The following is a 19,977-nucleotide window of genomic DNA, read 5'->3' on the forward strand; positions in this document are numbered from 1 at the left end:
GCCTGGCGTCAGATATCCTTGAGAAGGCGTAGAGCGTCGTAGATCGCGGCGTGGGTGTTGCGCGCCGCGACCGCATCGCCGATACGGAAGAGCTGGAACTTGCCCTCGGCGTTGCGGACGACCGATTGCGGTTCCCCGGCGATCATTTGGTCGTGCGCGATCTCGCCCAGATTGCTGGAGAAGGGCTTCAGCTCGAAATAGAGTTCATCGAGCGGGATGGTCCCATGATTGACCACCACCTGGTCGAAAGTCCGCTGTTTGGAGATACCCCCGTAGTCGCTGCCGACATGGGCGACCAGTTCATTGCCGCTCTTCTCTACCGCTTCCAGACGGTAGGTGACGGTAAAGGTCACATCGAGCTTCTGCAGGCAACGCATGTAAGGCACGAGGTTCATCGCCATGACCTCCGGCGCGAAGGAGCGGTCGGGCGTCATGATCTCGACCCTGGCGCCGGCAGTGGCGAGAAATTCGGCGGCCTGCAGAGCGGCGTGGTCGCCGGCGTCATCGAAGATCAGAACATTGGTGCCCGGCTTTGCGTCCCCGGAAATGATGTCCCAGGCGGACACGACGAGCTCGTTGCCCCTCGACAGCACCTCCGTATGCGGAAGCCCGCCGGTGGCGATGATGACGACGTCAGGACTTTCCGCCTGAATGGCCTCCGCTTCCGCCCATGTGTTGAAATGGAAGGTGACGCCAAGTTTCTCGCACTGGCTCATGCGCCAATCTATGATGCTGATCATTTCCCGCCGGCGCGGGCTCTGCGCAGTCAGGCGGACCTGGCCGCCCGGATCGCTCGCCGCCTCGAACACAATCACCTCGTGGCCACGCTCCCCCGCCACGCGTGCCGCCTCGAGACCAGCCGGTCCGGTCCCGACGACGACCACTTTCCTGCGACAGTGCGCCTTTGCGATGCTGTGCGGCATCGTCAGCTCCCGTCCGGTCGCAGCATTGTGGATGCAATAGGCGGCGCCCCCCTGATAGATGCGGTCGAGACAGTAGTTCGCACCGACGCAGGGGCGAATGTCTTCCTCCCGCTTCTCGATGATCTTGCGGACGATATGCGGATCGGTCATGTGGGCGCGGGTCATCCCGACCATGTCGACCTTGCCGGACGCAATCGCGTGGCGCGCGGTCGCGACGTCAGGGATTTTCGCCGCATGGAAGGTCGGGAAGTTCGTCGCTGCGCGTATCTCGCCGGCGAAGTCGAGATGCGGCGAATTGGCCATGCCCTGAATAGGAATTACATCCGTCAGTCCGGGATCGGTATCGATATGGCCGCGAATGATGTTCAGGTAGTCGATAAGTCCGCTTTCCTTGAGGCGTTTCGATATCTCAAGGCCCTCCGCCTTGTCCGTCCCCCCGGGAAGGCATTCATCGGCCGTGTATCGCACGCCCAGGATGAACTCGTCTCCGACACGTGCCCGGATCGCCTTCAGGACGTCGAAACAGAAGCGCATGCGGTTGTCGAGCGAGCCGCCGTAGGGACCATCGAGTTCGTTCGTCAATGGCGAGGCGAACTGGTCGATGAGGTGACCGTAGGCCTCGAGTTCGACGCCATCCATTCCGCCGGCCTTCATGCGCTCCGCCGCATCGGCAAAATCCTTGATGATCCTGTCGATATCCCAGTCTTCGATCTTCTTGGGGAAGGCGCGATGCGCCGCTTCGCGGTGATGCGAGGGAGCGACGACCGGAAGCCAGTCTCCCTTGTCCCACCGCGTGCGCCGGCCGAGATGGGTGAGCTGGATCATGATCGCCGCCCCCTCCTCGTGCACGGCGTCGGTCATCTCCCTGATCCACGGCACGATCTCGTCCCTGTAGGCGAGCAGATTGTTGAAGACCGGCGGGCTGTCCTTCGAGACGGCCGCCGAACCGGCGGTCATCGTCATCGCCACGCCGCCCCGCGCGCGCTCCACCGTATAGGCGCGATAGCGCTCCTTTGGCATGCCGTCCTCCGGATAGGCCGGCTCGTGTGCCGTCACGATGATGCGGTTACGCAGCGTCAGGTGCTTCAGCTGGTACGGTTGAAGGAGGGGGTCGTTCGGCATCTGCGGGTCTCCGGCTTGGTCTGTCGGCAGCCTATGTGAAAATGTACATATGTGTCAACAAATCAGGCATTGCAGTCGGGGACGGAGACACTGATGTACATTTTTCTTGCGGGGTATCCTTCGATCTGTTAAACAGTAACGATGGAGCAGATCACGAGCGACAGCGGCTGGCGCGGTTCCCCGGATGTCTGGCTTGGAGCGGCCTACGAATCCCTGCTCGATGCCGGCATCGATGCGGTGAAGATCCAGCCGCTCGCGAAGAAGCTGAATCTGTCGCGGACGAGCTTCTACTGGTTTTTCAAGGACCGCGAGGAACTGCTCGACAGGCTCGTCTCGCGCTGGCGCGAAAAGAATACCGGCAATCTGGTAAGACAATCCGAGGCCTATGCTGAGACGATTGCCGAAGCGATGCTCAACGTCTTCGACTGCTGGCTTGATGGCAGCCTGTTCGATTCGCAGTTCGAGTTCGCGGTGCGAAGCTGGGCTCTGCAGTCGCCTGAAATTCTTGCGGAAGTCCAGAGCGCCGATCAGCAGCGACTCGACGCGCTCACGCGCATGTTCCTGCGGTTCGGGCATGACGAGGCGCGGGCCGATGTACGTGCGCGCACGATCTATCTCGTGCAGATCGGCTATATCTCGATGCAGACGAAGGAAGACGTATCCGTGCGGATGAAGCGCATCCCGGAATATGTGGAGATCTTCACCGGACAAGTCCCGGAGCAGAGAGAGCTTGACCGCTTCTTCGCCCGGCATGGCTACTCCGGATAGCGACAAAGGAGGATAAGGAACGAGCGAGGCAGGAGCGGGTATACGCGGCACCCTGCTCTTCCGATAAGACGCCGCAAAAAGAAGAGGGAACAATGTAATGAAAAAGCTGCTTGCGTCGACATGTCTGATGCTTGGTCTCATCGCAGGAGCATCGACGTCGAGTGCCGCCGAGTGCGGGACCGTCACCATTGCCAGCATGAACTGGCAGAGTGCGGAGGTCCTCTCCAACCTCGACAAGTTCATTCTCAATGAAGGCTACGGCTGCAGTGCCGAGATCACGATCGGCGACACCGTGCCGACGATCACCTCCATGGCCGAGAAGGGCCAACCCGATATCGCGCCGGAAGCATGGATCGACCTCCTGCCCGATGTCGTCAAGAAAGGCCAGGACGACGGTCGTATCATCACAGTCGGCTCCCCGCTGCCTGACGGCGGCGTACAGGGGTGGTGGATCCCGCAATACCTCGCCGACGCACACCCGGACATCAAGACGATCGGCGACGCGCTGAAGCACCCCGAGCTCTTTCCTGCCTCCGAGGACCCCAGCAAGGGCGCGATCCTGAACGGGCCACAGGGCTGGGGCGGAACGGTGGTGACGACGCAGCTTTTTAGCGCCTTCGACGGCGAGAAGGCCGGCTTCACCCTGGTCGACACCGGCTCCGCGGCCGGCCTGGACGGCGCCATCGCCAAGGCCTATGAACGCAAGGAGGGTCTTCTTACCTATTACTGGTCTCCTACCGCCCTCCTCGGTAAATACAAGATGGTCAAGCTGGACCCCGGCGTGCCCCATGACGCGGCCGAATGGAAACGCTGCAACACCGTAGCGGATTGCCCCGACCCCAAGCCGAATGCATGGCCGGTCGACACGATCGTGACGCTGGTTGCCAAGCCCTTCTCCGAGCGGGTCGGCCCCGAGGTCATGGACTATCTGACCAAGCGCTCCTGGAGCAACGAGACCGTCAGCCAACTCATGGCCTGGATGACCGACAATCAGGCCAGTGGTGAAGAAGGTGCGAAGCGCTTCCTCGAAGAGAACGAGGACATGTGGTCGAAGTGGGTCTCGCCTGAAGCCGCCGAGAAGATCAAAGCGGCGCTCTGACGGCCTTTCTCCGTGCGGCGTGCAAGATGCACGCCGCATCCACTGCCAAGGCAAGGAAATCAGTGGGCGGAACAAGTCGGGCGGGCTGTCCATTTGATGTTCATGAAGAACATCATTCTTGTCGCAGCCGCCCTGTCATTGGGCCTCCATTCCACCGCCAGTGCTGAAGACCTTCAGCCGGAAGCGATCAACAATGCTCCGATTGCCTCGATCGCGCCGGAACGGCCACCGAAGGAACCGCCTCACCCGGATCCGGCCATCGTCCACCTCCAGATTCTTCTGGATCGCGCGGGATCCTCTCCCGGGGTGATCGACGGCTACTACGGCGAGAATGTCACCAAGGCCGTTGCGGGATACGAGGCAATGCAGCGTCTTCCTGTCGATGGAAAGCTGGACCCTGAGGTCTTCAGCCGGCTTCCGCAGGACCAGCCTGTCATCCAGTCCTATGCCATCACGGAAGAGGACGCCAAGGATCTCGTCGACGAGATTCCCGACGACTATTCCAAGCAGGCCAAGATGGATCACCTGGGTTATACGAGCGTCGAGGAGAGATTGTCCGAGCGGTTTCACATGGACCTCGACCTGTTGAAGGCGCTGAATCCAGGTTCGTCGTTTGCCGTCGGTGAGACAGTTTGGGTTGCAAAGCCCGGCGCCGCAAAGGAAGGCGAGGTCAAAAGGATAGAAGTGCGCAAGCGAGCCGGGCAAGTTCTGGCATTCGCCGAAGATGGTTCGCCGCTCGCTGCGTATCCTGCCTCCATCGGCAGCGAAGGGTCCCCCTCCCCCACGGGCACCCACAAGGTCAAGGGGGTCGCGCGAATGCCCCCTTACGAATACGACCCCGACGTCAACTTCAAGCAGGGCGACAACGACGAGGCCCTGACGCTTCCCAAAGGCCCCAATAACCCGGTGGGAACCGTCTGGATCGATCTGACGGAGCCCACCTATGGAATCCATGGCACGCCCGAACCGTCCTTGATCGATAAAGCTCAGTCACACGGGTGCGTTCGCCTGACGAACTGGGACGCGGAGGAACTTGCGGCGATGGTCAAGCCAGGGGTGGTCGCCGAGTTCATCGACTGAACGTCGCATCCTCCGATGACTCGAGACCCGATCGAAACAGCTTAGGAGCCGGATCTCGCACCGTTGTTCAAGAGCTTTCACCCCGCCGGGTGAGTAGCGCTTACGGTCGCGCCACCCTCCCTCTCGGGTATTGCCCCCGCTACGCAACCGAACGCTCATCTGCTGAGCGACGTCCGGCTCCATTCCGCCTGGTAATAAAGACAGTACCAAGCCGGCTGTTCGTCCGCTCGACCGTTCCATTGTCGAGTGCGGAACGTTACATCGGGGTCGGACTTGGACCGCGTCGTGAAGCGCGCTTCCCGGGTTCTTGACCGCTTCGGACACCGAAACGGCGCGCTAAAGACCTACGCCGAAATTCGGTTTGACTACCATGGCGGCTATGGCGGCCCCTACTTCGCTTCCTCGGGTATCGGTTCTCGTTGAATCTCCAAAGCTCCGGTTTCATCTTTGGCGATGCTGATTTGGTAAAGCAGCTTTGCGTCAATCTTCTTACCAACGCTACTCGCCACACTCCTTGCGGGCCGGCGGTCGAACTCACACTTTCCAGCGACGCGGAATGGGTGAAGTTGATCGTTTGTGCCAATGGCCTCGGCATCCCGGCTGCCGAGCGGACGAAGGTTTTCGGGCGTTTCTACCGCCTCGACAAGACGCTCGGTTCACCCGGAACCGAGTTGGGGCTGAGTCTGGTGAGAGCCGTCGCGGATTTGCACGGTGGTCAAATTTTTCTGTCCGACAACCGTACAGGCCTCGTATGCACCGTGAGCTTTCCGGTCGCAGTCGGATCGTCCGCTTTCGGCGCCTGACCCACTTCTTTCGTCACTGATAACCGTCCCGAATTTGATCCGTATACCGGTGGACCCGAGTCTTGGTCCGCTGGCGGTTTTCGAAAGAGCCGCGGAGTTTGAATATTTGTAAAGTTGCTGAGCAGTTGGCTCAAAGTGAGCTTGCTAAACCCATGATCAGGACACGGAGAAGGAACCCTGCCAGACCGTTTCCAAATGCCGTCCACCCAAGAGCTGACCTCCTTGGGTAGACGGTGACTGGACTCCACCCCCCTCACCTAATCTGACTTCATACCTAAGATGGCGCGAACAAGTGTCCGCATCTCGGGCAATCGCACCTCTGGAGCACGTGCAGGAAAGGGGTTGACGGTTTTCCGTGCGGAAGTGCGCAGCGTCAAAGCGTGAGAGCGTCCGGCCGACGTTTGGCGGCCAATGCTACCGCCAGGAAGGCCCCCATACCGACCGCGCCGAGGCAGGCATTGGCCAACAAGGCGACATCCGTGCCGAAGCGTTCCATCAGGACGGAGAAGACAAAGGGTGCCATCGCGCCTGCCGCCAGCCGTGCGGCGGCCATTCTTCCCGTAATCGCACCATAGCCGACCGATCCGAACAGCCAGAGCGGAAGCGATCCCTGCGCAATGCTGTTGACGCCGGAGCCGAGACCCAGACAGATCGCGAAGACCACGGCGCCTGGCAACCAGGTTCCGGAAAGACCGAGGACGACGACACTCGCCACGATGAGCGTGGCCGACAGGGTCGCGAGCATGGGGGGCAGCAAGTTTGCGCCGAATGTCATGTTGATGAGCCTGCTCAGAACCTGTGAAGGTCCGAAGAGCGAGCCGATCATCACGGCTGCCGCCCCGAAGCCGATCGCTCCCAGCATCGGAACCATATGCGTCAGTATCGCGGAAAGTGTGAACCCCTGTAAGGCAAAGGCCAACGAGACAAGAAGCATGCCGCGCCGCCTTGCCTGTACGGGAAGCGCGCCGGCAATCGCTTCCCGGTTCAGGCCGGAAGATTCGATCGCTGCAGGCGTCCGGCTTCGCATGATCCAGCGATGCAGCGGGAGACAGACAAGCAGGTTCAACAGCGCATAAGCGATGTAGATTTCGCGCCACGAGAGAAACTCTCCAAGGCTCGCGGCAATCGGCCAGAAGATCGTCGAAGCGAAGCCCCCGATCAACGTCAGATAGGTGATGCTGCGTGAAGCCGCCTTGGGACGGATTTCCACAAGTGCCGCAAAGGCAGCCTGATATTGCACCATGCTGGAGGCCACTTCCAGGAGGACTATGGCGATGGCGAACACAGCCGTCGAGGGAGACCAGGCGCATAGCAAAAGAGCCAGAGCGGAGACGGCCGAGCCGAAAGTCATGATCGTCGCCGCGCCGAACCGGTCCATCCATCCTCCAACGAGAGGAGCCGATAGGCCGCCCACCAGCAGCGAAGCGGAAAACACGCCGAACACTTGCTCGACGGTCAGGCCGAGGTCGCGTGCCATTGCGGGCGCAAGGATGCTGAAGCTGTAGTAGAGCGTGCCATAGCCGATGATCTGGGTGAGACCGAGTGCGGCGACGATGCCCGCGGGGACCCCGGACTTCATATCAGCCGTTCCCGCCTTCGGCCGGCGTGGAGGATGCCACGCGACACGGGTTTTGCTCGTTCAGTGATGCACGTACGCTGGCGTGTCCGACACAACAGTCCTCCATCAGGAACTTCACAAGATCGGCAAGGGCGTCGTAGCTGGCACTGTAGACGATCGAGCGCGATTCGCGCCTCTGCGTGATCAATCCGGCCCGCTCCAGCTCCTTCAGGTGGAAGGAGACGTTCGAGGGTGAGACGCCCATCTTTTCTGCTATCGCACCCGCAGCCATGCCGACCGGTCCCGCGACGACGAGTGTTCTCACAATTCCCAGGCGCGTCTCCTGCGACAGGGCGGCGAAGGACGATCGGGCTTGTCGCTCTTCCATATTTCAATCTTCCTACAATAATCAAATTAATGCGTAGCCGACCTGACGCAGATCGACAAGCCCGAAGTGAGATCACGCTTCCTGACCTTCAAATCCTTGATCCGCGCAAGCCATGGAACGATCGGCCTGCCGATTTGTTTTCACACATCTGGTTCGGAGATAAAGGAGATTACAATGAGGGTACTCGCCACGATCTTTACAGCAATTTCGATTGTGGGCCTCGCATCCGGTTCAGCCACGGGCGCCTGCAAAGATGGGACTTCGACGGACACCACCGCTTCCATCAATGCTGAAAAGCCGGGGATAGCCAAGGACGGAACCAAGGCCCCGCTGGAGACCGAGAACAATGCTGCCAGCAAGGACGGTCAGACGATGCCTCTGGCCAACCAACAAGGCGGAGGAGACAAGAACCTCGCTACGTCGCAGCAGGACGCCGAAGCTCAGCAGTCAGGCGAGCAGGCAGCCGCCGCGAAGTCTGACGATTGCGTTGTCGAATGAAGCAACGGCCATCCGAGCCGGGCTGGCTGACGGCGCCTAAGTCGAAGCCGTTTGCAGCACTCGGGTGGTCTCGCCACTGACGCGGTTGGATGAATGCCGGCCAGCTGGCTCTTGTATGGAGCGACGGCCGGCATTCGCGCTGACTTGCCGGCGAACGCGCCGCAGCGTCCGAAAATGAAATCCGGGCGCTCCCTTGACCCTGACATCGTTGGAAGATGCATGCTGTGGCGGTTTCGTGAAGCAAGGGTGTTTCCATGTACAGTCTCAGCATATCCGATATGACCTGCAGCCACTGCGCCGGTACCGTCGAGACGGCGGTGAAATCGGTCGATCCGAACGCCAGGGTCACCGTCGACCTCCTGGCGAAAACCGCATCGATCGAATCCGACATTGGTCTCGCTGCCTTTGTCGCCGCCATCGAGGATGCCGGCTAGAAGGCGTCCGCCAGCAACGCTTGCTGCAGCCAAGGGGCCTGAATGCCGTGCACCGCTAGAGCAGTTCAGTGTTTCATTGAAGCACTGAACTGCTCTAATTTTTTAAGAGCGACGCGCTTCGGGCGGAAAACCGTCTGCACTTTCCTGGAACCGCTCTAAGCCTCCCGCTACGGTCTTGTGCGTGGCCGGAAGAAAACGCGCAAAGGCGCTTGACCTTCCCATTATTGGAAGGATTATGAAGGGTGCAGTTTGGGAAAGGACGTTCCGATGACTGCACTGAAAAAGATCGAAAAAGCCGCTCCGCTTCCGGTTTCCACCAACTTCGGAATCGAGGGCATGACCTGTGCCTCCTGCGTCCGGCGCGTCGAAAAGGCGATCACCGCGGTGCCGGGCGTCGCGTCCGCGAATGTCAATCTGGCGACGGAACGGGCAACGGTTCAATTCGATGGAGAACCGGACACGCTTGCGGTGCTCCACGCGATCGAGAAAGCCGGCTACGCGCCGAGGATCGCCACTGAGGAACTCCAGATCGAGGGCATGACCTGCGCCTCCTGTGTTTCTCGCGTAGAGAAGGCGCTGAAGGCCGTTCCCGGCGTTGCGGATGCAGCCGTTAATCTTGCGACCGAGAAGGCGACCGTGAGCCTGATTTCCGGAACCGCCGATCTGTCCGCCCTCGAAGCTGCGGTCCGGGGTGCCGGATACGAGCTTCGCAAGACCAAGCCTGCCGAGGCTTCGGCAGGAGACGAGGACCATCGCGCGGCCGAGCTTGGCTCTCTCAAATCCGCGGTGACGATCTCGGTGCTGATGACCCTTCCGCTCTTCCTGATGGAGATGGGGTCACACTTCATTTCAGGCGTCCATGAGCTGATCATGGGCACGATCGGCATGCGAAACAATCTGTACCTACAGTTTGCGCTCGCCACGCTCGTCCTCTTCGGACCGGGGCTGCGGTTCTTCCGGAAGGGCGTGCCGAATCTTCTGCGCTGGACGCCCGACATGAACTCGCTTGTCGTCCTCGGGACCACGGCCGCATGGGGCTATTCGGTCGTTGCGACCTTCGTTCCCCGAGTTCTGCCTTCGGGAACGGCGAATGTCTATTACGAGGCGGCCGCCGTCATCGTCACCCTGGTTCTCCTCGGCCGCTATCTGGAATCACGGGCGAAGGGTCGCACGAGCCAGGCGATCAAGCGGCTCGTCGGCCTGCAGCCGAAGACGGCTTTCGTCTTGCGCGGCGGCGAATTCGTCGAGGCGCAAATCAGCGAGGTCGTTGCCGGTGACGTCATCCGCATCCGGCCGGGTGAGAAGATCCCTGTGGACGGTACGGTCATCGACGGCAGCTCCTATGTCGACGAAGCGATGATCACCGGTGAACCCCTTCCCGTCCAGAAGACGGCCGACAGCGCGGTGGTCGGCGGCACGATCAACAAGACCGGGTCCATTACCTTCAAGGCCACCAAGGTCGGCAGCGACACGCTGCTTGCGCAGATCATCAAATTGGTCGAAACCGCCCAAGGCTCGAAGCTGCCGATCCAGGCCCTGGTCGACAGGGTTACCGGATGGTTCGTTCCGGCCGTGATTCTCGCAGCGGTGCTGACTTTTGCCGCCTGGTACACTTTCGGCCCCTCGCCTGCGCTCTCATTCGCCCTCGTGAATGCCGTCGCGGTGCTGATCATCGCCTGCCCCTGTGCGATGGGCCTGGCGACGCCGACCTCGATCATGGTCGGTACCGGCCGCGCCGCCGAACTCGGCATCCTGTTCCGCAAGGGAGAGGCTCTCCAGAGGCTGCGCGACGCCGATGTGGTCGCGCTCGACAAGACCGGGACTTTGACGAAGGGCCGCCCGGAACTGACCGACCTCGTCGCTGCAGAGGGCTTCGAGGCCGACGAAGTGCTTTTCCTCGTCGCGAGTCTCGAAACGCTTTCCGAGCACCCGATCGCGGAGGCCATCGTGTCGGCGGCAAAGTCCAAAGGGATCGCGACGGCCGCGGTCAACGGCTTCGAAGCGACGCCCGGCTTTGGCGTAAGCGGATCGGTGTCCGGGCGGCAGGTGCTGGTCGGTGCGGACCGCGCGCTCGCCACCAACGGGATCGACGTTTCCGGTTTCTCAACCGAGGCCGAGCTGCTCGGCGCCAGCGGCAAGTCGCCGCTCTATGCGGCCATCGACGGTCGGCTGGCGGCGATCGTCGCAGTGTCGGATCCGGTCAAGGAAACGACGCCTCAGGCGATCAGGTCCCTGCACGAGCTCGGCCTCAAGGTGGCGATGATCACCGGGGACAACCGCCGCACCGCCGAGGCGATCGCCAGAAAGCTCGGCATCGACGAGGTCGTCGCCGAGGTCTTGCCGGAAGGCAAGGTCGAGGCGATCAGAAAGCTTCGGCAGGGCGGCCGGTCGGTCGCGTTCATCGGCGACGGCATCAATGATGCGCCGGCTCTCGCCGAAGCGGATGTCGGCATCGCAGTCGGGACGGGAACCGACATCGCGATAGAAAGCGCCGACGTCGTGCTGATGTCCGGCGACTTGAACGGCGTTGCGAAGGCGATCGCGCTCAGCAAGGCGACGATCCTGAACATCAAGCAAAATCTGTTCTGGGCATTCGCCTATAACGTCAGTCTGATACCCGTCGCAGCCGGCGTCCTTTACCCGGTGACTGGCATTCTGCTTTCGCCGATTTTCGCGGCAGCGGCCATGGCGATGTCGAGCGTTTTCGTCCTCGGCAATGCGCTGCGGCTGAAATCGGTCAACCCGGCCTGAAGGCATGATGCGAGGGCGACCGGCTGCCGCAAGCCACGCTCGCAGAAAAGGAGAAACAGATGAATATCGGCGAAGCCTCCAAAGCCAGCGGCGTCTCCTCCAAAATGATCCGCTACTACGAACAGATCGGGCTTATCAGTCCCGCCCTTCGAACCGAGTCCAGCTATCGGACTTACGGCGACAACGACGTCCATACGCTTCGCTTCGTGCGCCGGGCACGGGATCTGGGATTCTCGGTGGAGCAGATCAAGGAGCTCCTTGCTCTCTGGCGCGATCGGTCCAGGGCGAGTTCCGACGTCAAGGCGGTCGCCCTCGAACACATCGCGGAACTGGAACGCAAGATAGCCGCCATCCAGGAAATGACGCGGACGCTCAAGCATCTCGCGGGCCATTGCCACGGCGACGATCGGCCGGACTGCCCGATCATCGAGGAAATCGCGAACGGGTCCGCCCAAGTGAATATGGAGGTCAATCCCCGCTTCGGCGTTGCCGCGCTGAAATAGCATTCCTGAAACTGGGAGGCGTGCGGATATGGCTGACGTAAGCGCATCAGAAGCCTAGGACGGCTTTGGCGCCGAGAGTGGCCGCGGCAAGGAAGACGTATCGGCCTGTCTTGGCAATGGCGACGAGGATCAGGAAGGACCAGAGCGGCTCGCGCAACACGCCGGCGATCACGGTAAAGGCGTCCCCGAAAAGGGGCATCCAGGAGAAAAGGAGTGTCCAGCGGCCATAACGCCGGTACCATCCGCCTGCCCTCTCCAGCGACGTCTTCTTCACCGGGAACCACGGTCTGTCGTGAAAACGGTCGATGAACCTCCCGAGGAACCAGTTGCATAGGGCCCCGAGGATATTGCCGACGCTCGCCACGGCGACAAGTGCCACGAGCGAGAACTTGCCGGATGCGAGCAGCCCCACCAGCAACGGCTCGGACTGGAACGGCAGGACGGTGGCCGCCCCGAAGGCGACGACGAAGAGGCCTACATAAGCTGCGATCATCTGCGTTCAGGCCTCTTCGAAATCATCCTAAACTCTCGGTTCTTCTCGTCACACCATCACTATCGGCAGTAGCGCGCGCAGCTTCCCTGCGGCTGCATGGCGTCCGCACATGCAGCCGCGGGTGCATGCGCGCGGCCCAACTCTGCAAGCACAGCTGGCACTCCGGAACAAGAGTGGCTCCCCGACAATTGTGCAGGGGTGAGAACATCCTTCTTATCGCCGAGGGACGTCCTGCCGACGCCCCTCGATATCAGGAGTTGAGCGATGAAAATTGCGCAGATCGCACCCCTTGCAGAACGCGTCCCGCCGAAGCTTTACGGAGGCACGGAGCGAATCGTCCATTGCCTTACCGAAGAACTCGTAAGACTGGGCCATGACGTGACCCTTTTTGCCAGCGGCGATTCGCTTACAAGTGCCGAGCTGGTGCCCTGTTGCGACGTCGCGCTCAGGCTCAATCCGAGAGTGCAAGATTTCCTTCCCCATCACATCGCGATGCTGGAAGAGGTCCGCCGCCGCGCGCCTCAATTCGACGTTCTGCATTTCCATATCGAATTCCTGCATTTCCCCCTGATCAGAGATTTCGCCGACAGGACGGTGACGACACTTCATACACGCCTCGATCTGCCCGATCTGCAGCCTTTCTATCTGGCCTTCCCGGATATCCCCCTGGTTTCGATATCGCAGCATCAGCGAGTGCCGATGCCTCCGGTCAACTGGAGGGGCACTGTGCTGCATGGACTGGACCCGACGGTCTTGCCGCTGCGGGAAGGACGATCTGACGAGTATCTGGCATTCCTCGGGCGCATTGCACCGGAGAAGGGTCCCGACCGCGCGATCGAAATCGCGGCACGGTCCGGCATGCCTCTGAAGATCGCTGCGAAGATCGACGCCCAGGACCGCGCTTATTGGGAAGCAGTCGTCGAACCTCTCATCGCAAGCCATTCCAATGTCGAATACATCGGCGAGATAGACGAAGGCCAGAAGGCGGACTTCCTCGGCAATGCCGCAGCGCTCCTTTTTCCGATAAACTGGCCGGAACCTTTCGGCCTCGTGATGATCGAGGCGATGGCCTGCGGCACTCCGGTGCTTGCCTTCCGCTATGGCTCGGCGCCGGAGGTGATCGACGACGGCGTGTCGGGGATCTTGGTCGACACGGTCGAGCAAGCAGTCGAAAGCCTCGGACGCGTGCTGGAACTCGACAGGCGCAAGGTTCGCGAGAGCTTCGAGAGACGGTTCACTACCGAACGGATGACACGCGATTATCTCGACATTTACCAGAACCTTCCGGGTGTCCTGAGGCAGACCGCCTCCACGCCGCAAGGCGAGGCCAAGAAAGTCGGCCTCGAGGCGGCATGAGGAACGTATCGGAAGACGGATAAGATTGTTCTGCTGCGCCTTCGACGGACCACGCCTACGCGAACAATCCGATCGCGTCAGGCGTTATCGATTCATGAAGGCTCGCCCCACCGATGTTGTTCGCTCAGGCGGCCGGCGCGACAGGAAGGACGCTCCATCGATCGGTACTCTCGCCGATGCGCTCGTCGCCGGGGCTGCCCGGCAGCCGTCTTTGTCGCTGGGCGAATTGCTGCTCCTGATTGGCGATCGAAGTTTCGGCGCCGTTCTGGTCCTGGCGGCGGGCGCGAACCTCTCACCGGCCGGGGTGATTCCGGCAGCGTCCACGCTGCTCGCAGCGGTCGTCGCTTTCGTTTCGCTGCAAATCGTCGCTGGCCAGCGGCATATCTGGATGCCGCGGTTTCTGCGCCGGAAGACCCTGTCTCGGCGGCTTGTCGAAGGGACGGGCAGGACGATGAAAAAGTGGTCTCGCTGGCTGGATCCATGGCTGACGCGCGGACTGCGCCCTTTGACTCAGCGGCCCTTCGACCGGCTCGCCGGCTTGATTTGCATCCTCCTGGCCGTACCCGTTCCCCTTCTCGAATTCGTCCCCTTTCTAACGAATGTTCCTATGACCATTGTTGCCATATTCGGGCTGGGACTGTTGGTCAGAAACGGGTTCCTCATGGCGCTCGGCTTTGCTGCAAGTCTCGCCGTCGCCTATTTGGCCTACCGGCTTCTGACGTCGTGAGACCGGTGGCTTAGTCATTGGTGTCAAACCGGATTTTTCTTCCGGGCCGGAAGAACCGGGAGCAAGATCAAAGTCGCAATCTACCGGGAACGTCCAAGAGCCCGGAGCGTTTTCGAATATGTGGCAGCCGGCTGGCGTCCCGAAATCTCAAGACCTGGAGTACAGCCATGGAACTGACGAACGCACGTAAACTTGCGACCGAGTACCTGCGCCTCGGCGGCCATCGCCGAGTGGTGATCGATGATAACCAGACCTCGATTAGGAATTGGGAGAACGAGCCCAAGGAGGCGGAGGACTTCTGGAAGAGCAACATCGAGACGCTGTCGCCGCAGATGCAGCGCGAAGTGGAACTCCTCCTTCCGACGATCAATCGTGCCTGAGGCGCTTGGAACCGAAATCGCGATCCGGAATTGTAATCCATGAACGTGTCTGCGGAAGCGATGGACATGAACCGTGTCTCAGAACTGTTGGCGGATCTGACGCCACCCGCCACATCCGCCTGGTGGACCCAGCACCGCGGCGATACACCCGTCGTCGCGACCGCCATTCACGACGGCCATGCCACGCGCGCCGCGGTGCGGCGCATGTTCGCGATTTCCGAAGAAGAACGCCTGCGGGAGGAGGACCCCTTCACCGAGTTCCTGATCCGCGACTTCGCCAACCGGATCATCGTCCATCGCTCGCGGTTCGAAGTCGACGTCAACCGTCCCCGCGGCGGCGCAGTCTACCTGCCGCCGGAACAGGCCTGGGGTCTCCAAGTATGGGCGGAAGAACCGCCGCAGGCCGTCGTCGATGCATCCCTTTCCGTGCACGACGAGTATTATGAGATGCTGGCATCGTTCCTTGCCGGTATCGAACGCTGCCACGGATGCTTCGTCGTCCTCGACGTTCACAGCTACAATCATCGCCGTGCCGGGCCTGAAGCGGAGCCGACGCTTTCGACCGATGCGCCGGACATCAACATCGGCACCATCTCGATGGAACGCAGAAAATGGGCGCATGTGGTCGACAGCTTCATGGCGGCGCTTCGCTCCTTCGATTTTCCAGGCGGACCACTGGACGTGCGCGAAAACATCGCCTTCCAGGGGCGGGGCGAGCAGACGCGCTTCATCCATGAGCATTTCCCCGACACGGGCTGCGCCATTGCCGTCGAATTCAAGAAAGTCTTCATGGAGGAATGGACGGGCGAGCCGTGCCCCGAGGTGCTCGTAGCGCTCAGAAGATTGCTCGCCTCGACCCTGCCGGCACTTATCGACGCTTTGGAGCGAGGTCGATGAAGCTTGCGCGCGCACCCATCCAACTCGAGGCCGATCCACCCGACTGGCTTGCGGATGCGTTGGCCGCAATCGAGGCAGGCAGAGCTGTCCGCAAGGAGTTCGAAGGCGGCGGACGCCTTCACATTGACCGGGCCCTGCCCTTTCTCTGCGTGCATTTTACCCGCAGCGACGAGGCACCTGTTGCGCGCGAAGTGGTCCGCGCGAACGCCTCTCACCTGCTCGCACCAGGCGCTGCCACGGCGAAACCTATCGTCGCCGCCGTCGGAAAACTGCTCGAGCGTCGATTCGGCGCCTTCATGGTGCTCGAAATGGACGAACTCGCCCAGGATGAGCTCCTGACCGACAATGCTCCTTTGCTGCCGCCCTTCAAGGTCGAAGTGATGGCCGGCGCCGAGGGAAATATCCGAGCCGCAGCAATGGCATTCGTCGACGCCGTCGAAGCGATCCCCGCGAAGTTCCGAACGCCGCGGGTCGAGCTCCATGAATGGCCGCAGGAATCCACACTAGAGGGAGAGACGCTCGATCTGCCATTCCCTTCAATGCGGGTTCGTTTCGCACCCGTCTACCGGCAGCACAATTCCGGCCGGATCTTCCCGGAAGTGCGCGAGCGGCTGATCGCGAGCATCTTCGATGCCACCCTGCACGCCTTCGCTGCCTTCGCGCGATCGACGCGCAGCCTCGAATTCCCGACCCATCGCGCGCTCGGCAGAAAGGCATTCATCGATGCCGTGGAGCGCACCGACCGCAGCATCGACGACGTCGCCTCCAGCTTCGATTTTCTTCTCGCCGTTACGCCGATAAATGCGGAAGCCGCCTGGAGCGAATTCGCGGCAAGCGATTTCGCGCGCGCGCCGCGTTTCCTCTATCGGCCTTTGATCATCGAGATCGAAGCCGCAAAGAAGACGCTGTTCTCGATCCCCTTCGATCACCTCGAAGACCCGGTGCTCTACCAACTCTACCGTGAAAAGCAGCAGGAAGTCGATCTGCAGCTGACGATGCTCTCCGCCCGTGAAACGAGGAAGTTCATCGAGTTCGGCCGTGCACTGTACGGTCCCGTCGAGCCGAACCTCCTCAGCGCAGCCGAAGAGATCCTCGCCCGCAGCCAGAAGGTCGCCGCGGACCCGCAAGCACCCGCCGAACGCCGTGCCGACAGCCATTTCGTCGAAATGCGGGCGGGCGAGATGATCGCCGCATATGCCCAGCGCTACGAGGGCTTCGAAGCGCTCGTGGAGGTGCGGGACGATCTTCCCGCCGGGTTGCTGGTTTCGGGAAGGCGGCTCCTGATCGCGCGCAGCACGATCATGGAGTCCGATCGCGTCGGTCCGATCCTCAGCCACGAAATCGGCGTTCACCTTCTGACCTACTTCAATGGATCGGCGCAGGGGCTTCGCCTGTTTCGCTCCGGTCTTGCCGGGTATGAAGGAATGCAGGAGGGCCTTGCGGTATTCGCGGAATATCTTTCGGGGGGAATGACGAGCGAGCGGCTGCGTCTCCTCGCCGCCCGCGTGCTCGCCTGCGCCGCGATGATCGATGGCGCGTCCTTGCCGGAGGTCTACCACCTGCTCGTCCACGAACACGGATTCCAGAGGGCGGACGCCTTCAATGTTGTTCTGCGCGTTTATCGCGGCGGCGGTCTCGTCAAGGACGCGATCTACCTGCGGGGACTTCTGCAGCTGCTCGATCATCTCGCAGCAGGGGGCGCGCTCGAGCCCTTCTGGATGGGCAAGATAGCCGCCTCCCATTTTGCCGTCATGCAGGAACTGCATGCCCGCGGCCTGCTCGGCGGCCCTTCGGTTCGACCCATGTTTCTGGATGGTCCGGAAGCGCCGTCGCGGCTTGCCAGGGCGCGCGAGCGGATGGCTCCACTCGATATGCTGCGGTAATAGGAGCGGCCCACATGCGCATCGCTTTTTTCGTCAACTCCGTCGAAGGCGAAGCCCCCTATTATACGACGACATGGCTGGCGCTCGCGGCGCTCGCACGCGGTCACGAGGTCTGCTACGTCACGCCGGGGGATTTCGTGCTGCGCCCTGACGACAGTCTGCTGATCCGCGCAACGACCCTGAAAGGTACGAAGCCGAAGAAGCCGGAGACGCTGCTCACAGCGCTCAAGGGCGAGCAGGCAAAGATCAGCACGCTCGACCTGCATGAGGTACAGGTGCTCTTTCTGCGGAACGACCCTTCCGAAGACGCGGACACGCGGCCATGGGCAGTCTATGTCGGCACGAATTTCGGGCGACTCGCCGCCGCACGCGGCGTTCTGGTGGTAAACGACCCGGACGGTTTGTCGCTCGCGCAGAACAAGCTCTATTTTCAGGAATTTCCCGAGATCATCCGGCCAACCAGCCTGATCTCGAGAAGCATCGAGGAAATCCGCAGCTTCATCGAGGATCATCCGGGCGGGGCTATCCTGAAGCCCTTGCAAGGCTCCGGCGGCAAGAACGTCTTCAAGATCAACTCCAAGGACGAGGCCAATCTCAACCAGATCTTCGAGGTCGCCAGCGGCGGCGGCTACCTGATCGCGCAGAACTACATTCCCGACGCGGTCGCCGGCGATATTCGTCTGTTCCTGTTGAACGGCAGACCGCTCGAGCGCGACGGCGTCTACGCCGCCTTCCGGCGCGTTCCTGCCGAGGGCGACGTACGCTCGAACATGCATGTGAGCGGCACGCCCGAAGCCGCGACCGTTACGCCTGAGATCCTAGAGATCGCGGAACGGCTCCGTCCCAAGCTCATCGAAGACGGCATGTTCCTGGTCGGGCTCGATATAGTCGGTGACAAGGTGCTGGAAGCCAACGTCTTCACGCCGGGCGGTCTTCCAGAGATTGCAGCGCTCCACGGTGTGGACTTCAGCGAAGACATCATGATCGCGCTGGAAAACAAAGTGCGAATCCAGGAGCTCTACCGCGGGGCCATTCCGAACCGCACATTGGCGGTCCTTTGAGGAGGTGCCTTCGGGATCTCGCGCACCGCACGATCTGTGGGCTAGTCTAATCCACCGGCCCGTCACGCCGTCAACAAAAGTGAGTTTACAAAAGTAATATAGTATGATTTTTTCTCGTCAGCTGCATGGAAGAGCAGCTTTCTTTGGGAGGAAATCATGAAAATCGTGAAGGCACTTGCGAGTGCAACGATCCTTGCTGCCTGCACTTTCGGCAGCGCTTCGGCCGCCGAACTCGTCGTCGGCTTTTCTCAGATCGGATCGGAGTCCGGCTGGCGTGCAGCTGAAACGACGCTGACGAAGCAGCAGGCGGAAGAGCGCGGCATCGACCTAAAATTCGCCGACGCGCAGCAGAAGCAGGAAAACCAGATCAAGGCGATCCGCTCTTTCATCGCGCAGGGGGTGAATGCCATCCTTCTCGCTCCGGTCGTCGCGACCGGCTGGGATGAAGTTCTCGAGGAGGCCAAGGACGCGGAGATCCCGGTCATCCTGCTCGATCGCACCGTCGACGCCTCCGACGATCTCTATCTGACGGCGGTCACCTCCGATCTCGTCCACGAAGGCAGCGTGGCCGGCAAATGGCTTGTCGATACCGTTGCGGGCAAGCCGTGCAACGTCGTCGAACTTCAGGGCACCACCGGCTCCTCGCCGGCGATCGACCGCAAGAAGGGATTCGAGCAGGCGCTCTCCGGCAACGACAATCTGAAGATCGTCCGCAGCCAGACCGGCGACTTCACCCGGACGAAGGGCAAGGAAGTGATGGAAAGCTTCCTGAAAGCCGAGGACGGCGGCAAGAACATCTGTGCGCTCTACGCCCATAACGACGACATGGCGGTGGGCGCGATTCAGGCGATCAAGGAAGCCGGTCTGAAGCCGGGCAAGGACATCCTCGTCGTCTCGATCGACGCTGTTCCGGATATCTTCCAGGCGATGGCTGCCGGCGAAGCCAATGCGACGGTCGAGCTCACGCCGAACATGGCGGGCCCCGCCTTCGATGCGCTTGCTGCCTTCCTGAAGGACGGCAAAGAGCCGCCGAAATGGATCCAGACGGAATCGAAGCTCTACACGCAGGCCGACGACCCGATGAAGGTCTACGAAGAAAAGAAGGGCCTTGGCTACTGATCCCGCTCAGCGCTCGGCCCGAAGATCGGCACCGATTTTCGGGCCGATGCGCAGTGCGCCAGAACCCGCGGCAGCCGCCGCGGGCCATTCCATCGAACGGACGCCCGCTCGTTCGTCGGGCGGCAATCCAGAGA

19 protein-coding genes are annotated in these 19,977 nt (G+C 61.3%); 15 read left to right on the forward strand and 4 right to left on the reverse strand.

Annotated elements, in window-relative coordinates; translation table 11 throughout:
- Window positions 1-8 precede the first annotated feature (8 nt).
- Window positions 9-2,045: an NADH:flavin oxidoreductase gene (locus M1D43_RS22125; protein ID WP_014527128.1), complete on the reverse strand. Its 2,037-nt coding sequence runs from the start codon at window positions 2,043-2,045 to the stop codon at window positions 9-11.
- A gap of 141 nt (window positions 2,046-2,186) precedes the next feature.
- On the opposite strand from M1D43_RS22125, the gene M1D43_RS22130 reads away from it, so the two are divergent.
- From M1D43_RS22130 to M1D43_RS22145, 4 genes are all read left to right on the forward strand, one after another.
- Window positions 2,187-2,813 (forward strand): TetR/AcrR family transcriptional regulator, encoded by a 627-nt coding sequence (locus M1D43_RS22130; protein ID WP_004434671.1) that lies wholly within the window; start codon window positions 2,187-2,189, stop codon window positions 2,811-2,813.
- Between the two features lie 97 nt (window positions 2,814-2,910).
- The gene (locus M1D43_RS22135; protein ID WP_004434654.1) at window positions 2,911-3,912 is read left to right on the forward strand and encodes an ABC transporter substrate-binding protein; all 1,002 of its coding nucleotides are present in this window, start codon (window positions 2,911-2,913) and stop codon (window positions 3,910-3,912) included.
- A 96-nt stretch (window positions 3,913-4,008) separates the two neighbouring features.
- On the forward strand, window positions 4,009-4,992 hold the full coding sequence (locus M1D43_RS22140) for a L,D-transpeptidase family protein (RefSeq protein WP_013850605.1): 984 nt from the start codon (window positions 4,009-4,011) through the stop codon (window positions 4,990-4,992).
- A 419-nt stretch (window positions 4,993-5,411) separates the two neighbouring features.
- The gene (locus M1D43_RS22145) at window positions 5,412-5,795 is read left to right on the forward strand and encodes a sensor histidine kinase (protein WP_014527126.1); all 384 of its coding nucleotides are present in this window, start codon (window positions 5,412-5,414) and stop codon (window positions 5,793-5,795) included.
- 373 nt (window positions 5,796-6,168) lie between these two features.
- Here M1D43_RS22145 and arsK read toward each other — a convergent pair whose 3' ends face one another.
- A complete protein-coding gene (gene arsK / locus M1D43_RS22150; protein WP_014527125.1) occupies window positions 6,169-7,374 on the reverse strand; it encodes an arsenite efflux MFS transporter ArsK in 1,206 nt (401 codons plus the stop codon).
- Between the two features lies 1 nt (window position 7,375).
- Window positions 7,376-7,741, reverse strand: coding sequence for an ArsR/SmtB family transcription factor (locus M1D43_RS22155; RefSeq protein WP_014527124.1), 366 nt, complete (start codon window positions 7,739-7,741; stop codon window positions 7,376-7,378).
- Window positions 7,742-7,915: 174 nt separating this feature from the next.
- Here M1D43_RS22155 and M1D43_RS22160 point away from each other — a divergent pair, with 174 nt between their 5' ends.
- The 4 genes from M1D43_RS22160 to cueR all read left to right on the forward strand — a co-directional run bounded on the left by M1D43_RS22160 (window position 7,916) and on the right by cueR (window position 11,927).
- Complete coding sequence (locus tag M1D43_RS22160; RefSeq protein WP_014527123.1) at window positions 7,916-8,239, forward strand: hypothetical protein; 324 nt, start codon at window positions 7,916-7,918, stop codon at window positions 8,237-8,239.
- Between the two features lie 254 nt (window positions 8,240-8,493).
- Window positions 8,494-8,673, forward strand: coding sequence for a heavy-metal-associated domain-containing protein (locus M1D43_RS22165; protein ID WP_042709621.1), 180 nt, complete (start codon window positions 8,494-8,496; stop codon window positions 8,671-8,673).
- Window positions 8,674-8,940: 267 nt separating this feature from the next.
- Window positions 8,941-11,424 (forward strand): heavy metal translocating P-type ATPase, encoded by a 2,484-nt coding sequence (locus M1D43_RS22170; RefSeq protein ID WP_014530357.1) that lies wholly within the window; start codon window positions 8,941-8,943, stop codon window positions 11,422-11,424.
- Between the two features lie 59 nt (window positions 11,425-11,483).
- Entirely contained in the window at window positions 11,484-11,927 is a 444-nt protein-coding gene (gene cueR / locus M1D43_RS22175; protein WP_014527120.1) for a Cu(I)-responsive transcriptional regulator, read from the forward strand.
- 46 nt (window positions 11,928-11,973) lie between these two features.
- Here the strand turns inward: cueR and M1D43_RS22180 are convergent, their stop codons facing one another.
- Window positions 11,974-12,420, reverse strand: coding sequence for a YqaA family protein (locus M1D43_RS22180; RefSeq protein WP_010975863.1), 447 nt, complete (start codon window positions 12,418-12,420; stop codon window positions 11,974-11,976).
- 264 nt (window positions 12,421-12,684) lie between these two features.
- Between M1D43_RS22180 and M1D43_RS22185 the strand changes: the two genes are divergently transcribed.
- From M1D43_RS22185 to ytfQ, 7 genes are all read left to right on the forward strand, one after another.
- Window positions 12,685-13,776 carry a glycosyltransferase family 4 protein gene (locus M1D43_RS22185; protein ID WP_014527118.1) on the forward strand — a complete coding sequence of 364 codons (1,092 nt, stop codon included), beginning with the start codon at window positions 12,685-12,687 and terminating at the stop codon, window positions 13,774-13,776.
- A 94-nt stretch (window positions 13,777-13,870) separates the two neighbouring features.
- Window positions 13,871-14,503: an exopolysaccharide biosynthesis protein gene (locus M1D43_RS22190; RefSeq protein ID WP_010975865.1), complete on the forward strand. Its 633-nt coding sequence runs from the start codon at window positions 13,871-13,873 to the stop codon at window positions 14,501-14,503.
- Window positions 14,504-14,670: 167 nt separating this feature from the next.
- Window positions 14,671-14,883, forward strand: a complete 213-nt coding sequence (locus M1D43_RS22195) for a hypothetical protein (RefSeq protein WP_004434611.1) — start codon at window positions 14,671-14,673, stop codon at window positions 14,881-14,883.
- Window positions 14,884-14,922: 39 nt separating this feature from the next.
- On the forward strand, window positions 14,923-15,780 hold the full coding sequence (locus M1D43_RS22200) for an N-formylglutamate amidohydrolase (RefSeq protein WP_498814240.1): 858 nt from the start codon (window positions 14,923-14,925) through the stop codon (window positions 15,778-15,780).
- Window positions 15,777-17,663, forward strand: coding sequence for a flavohemoglobin expression-modulating QEGLA motif protein (locus M1D43_RS22205; RefSeq protein WP_014527117.1), 1,887 nt, complete (start codon window positions 15,777-15,779; stop codon window positions 17,661-17,663). The genes M1D43_RS22200 and M1D43_RS22205 overlap by 4 nt, the downstream gene beginning before the upstream one ends.
- Before the next feature lie 14 nt (window positions 17,664-17,677).
- Window positions 17,678-18,724 carry a glutathione synthase gene (locus M1D43_RS22210; RefSeq protein WP_010975869.1) on the forward strand — a complete coding sequence of 349 codons (1,047 nt, stop codon included), beginning with the start codon at window positions 17,678-17,680 and terminating at the stop codon, window positions 18,722-18,724.
- A 156-nt stretch (window positions 18,725-18,880) separates the two neighbouring features.
- Entirely contained in the window at window positions 18,881-19,843 is a 963-nt protein-coding gene (gene ytfQ, locus M1D43_RS22215; RefSeq protein ID WP_010975870.1) for a galactofuranose ABC transporter, galactofuranose-binding protein YtfQ, read from the forward strand.
- Window positions 19,844-19,977: the final 134 nt, after the last annotated feature.

This window comes from Ensifer sp. R1-3 (assembly GCF_056739175.1).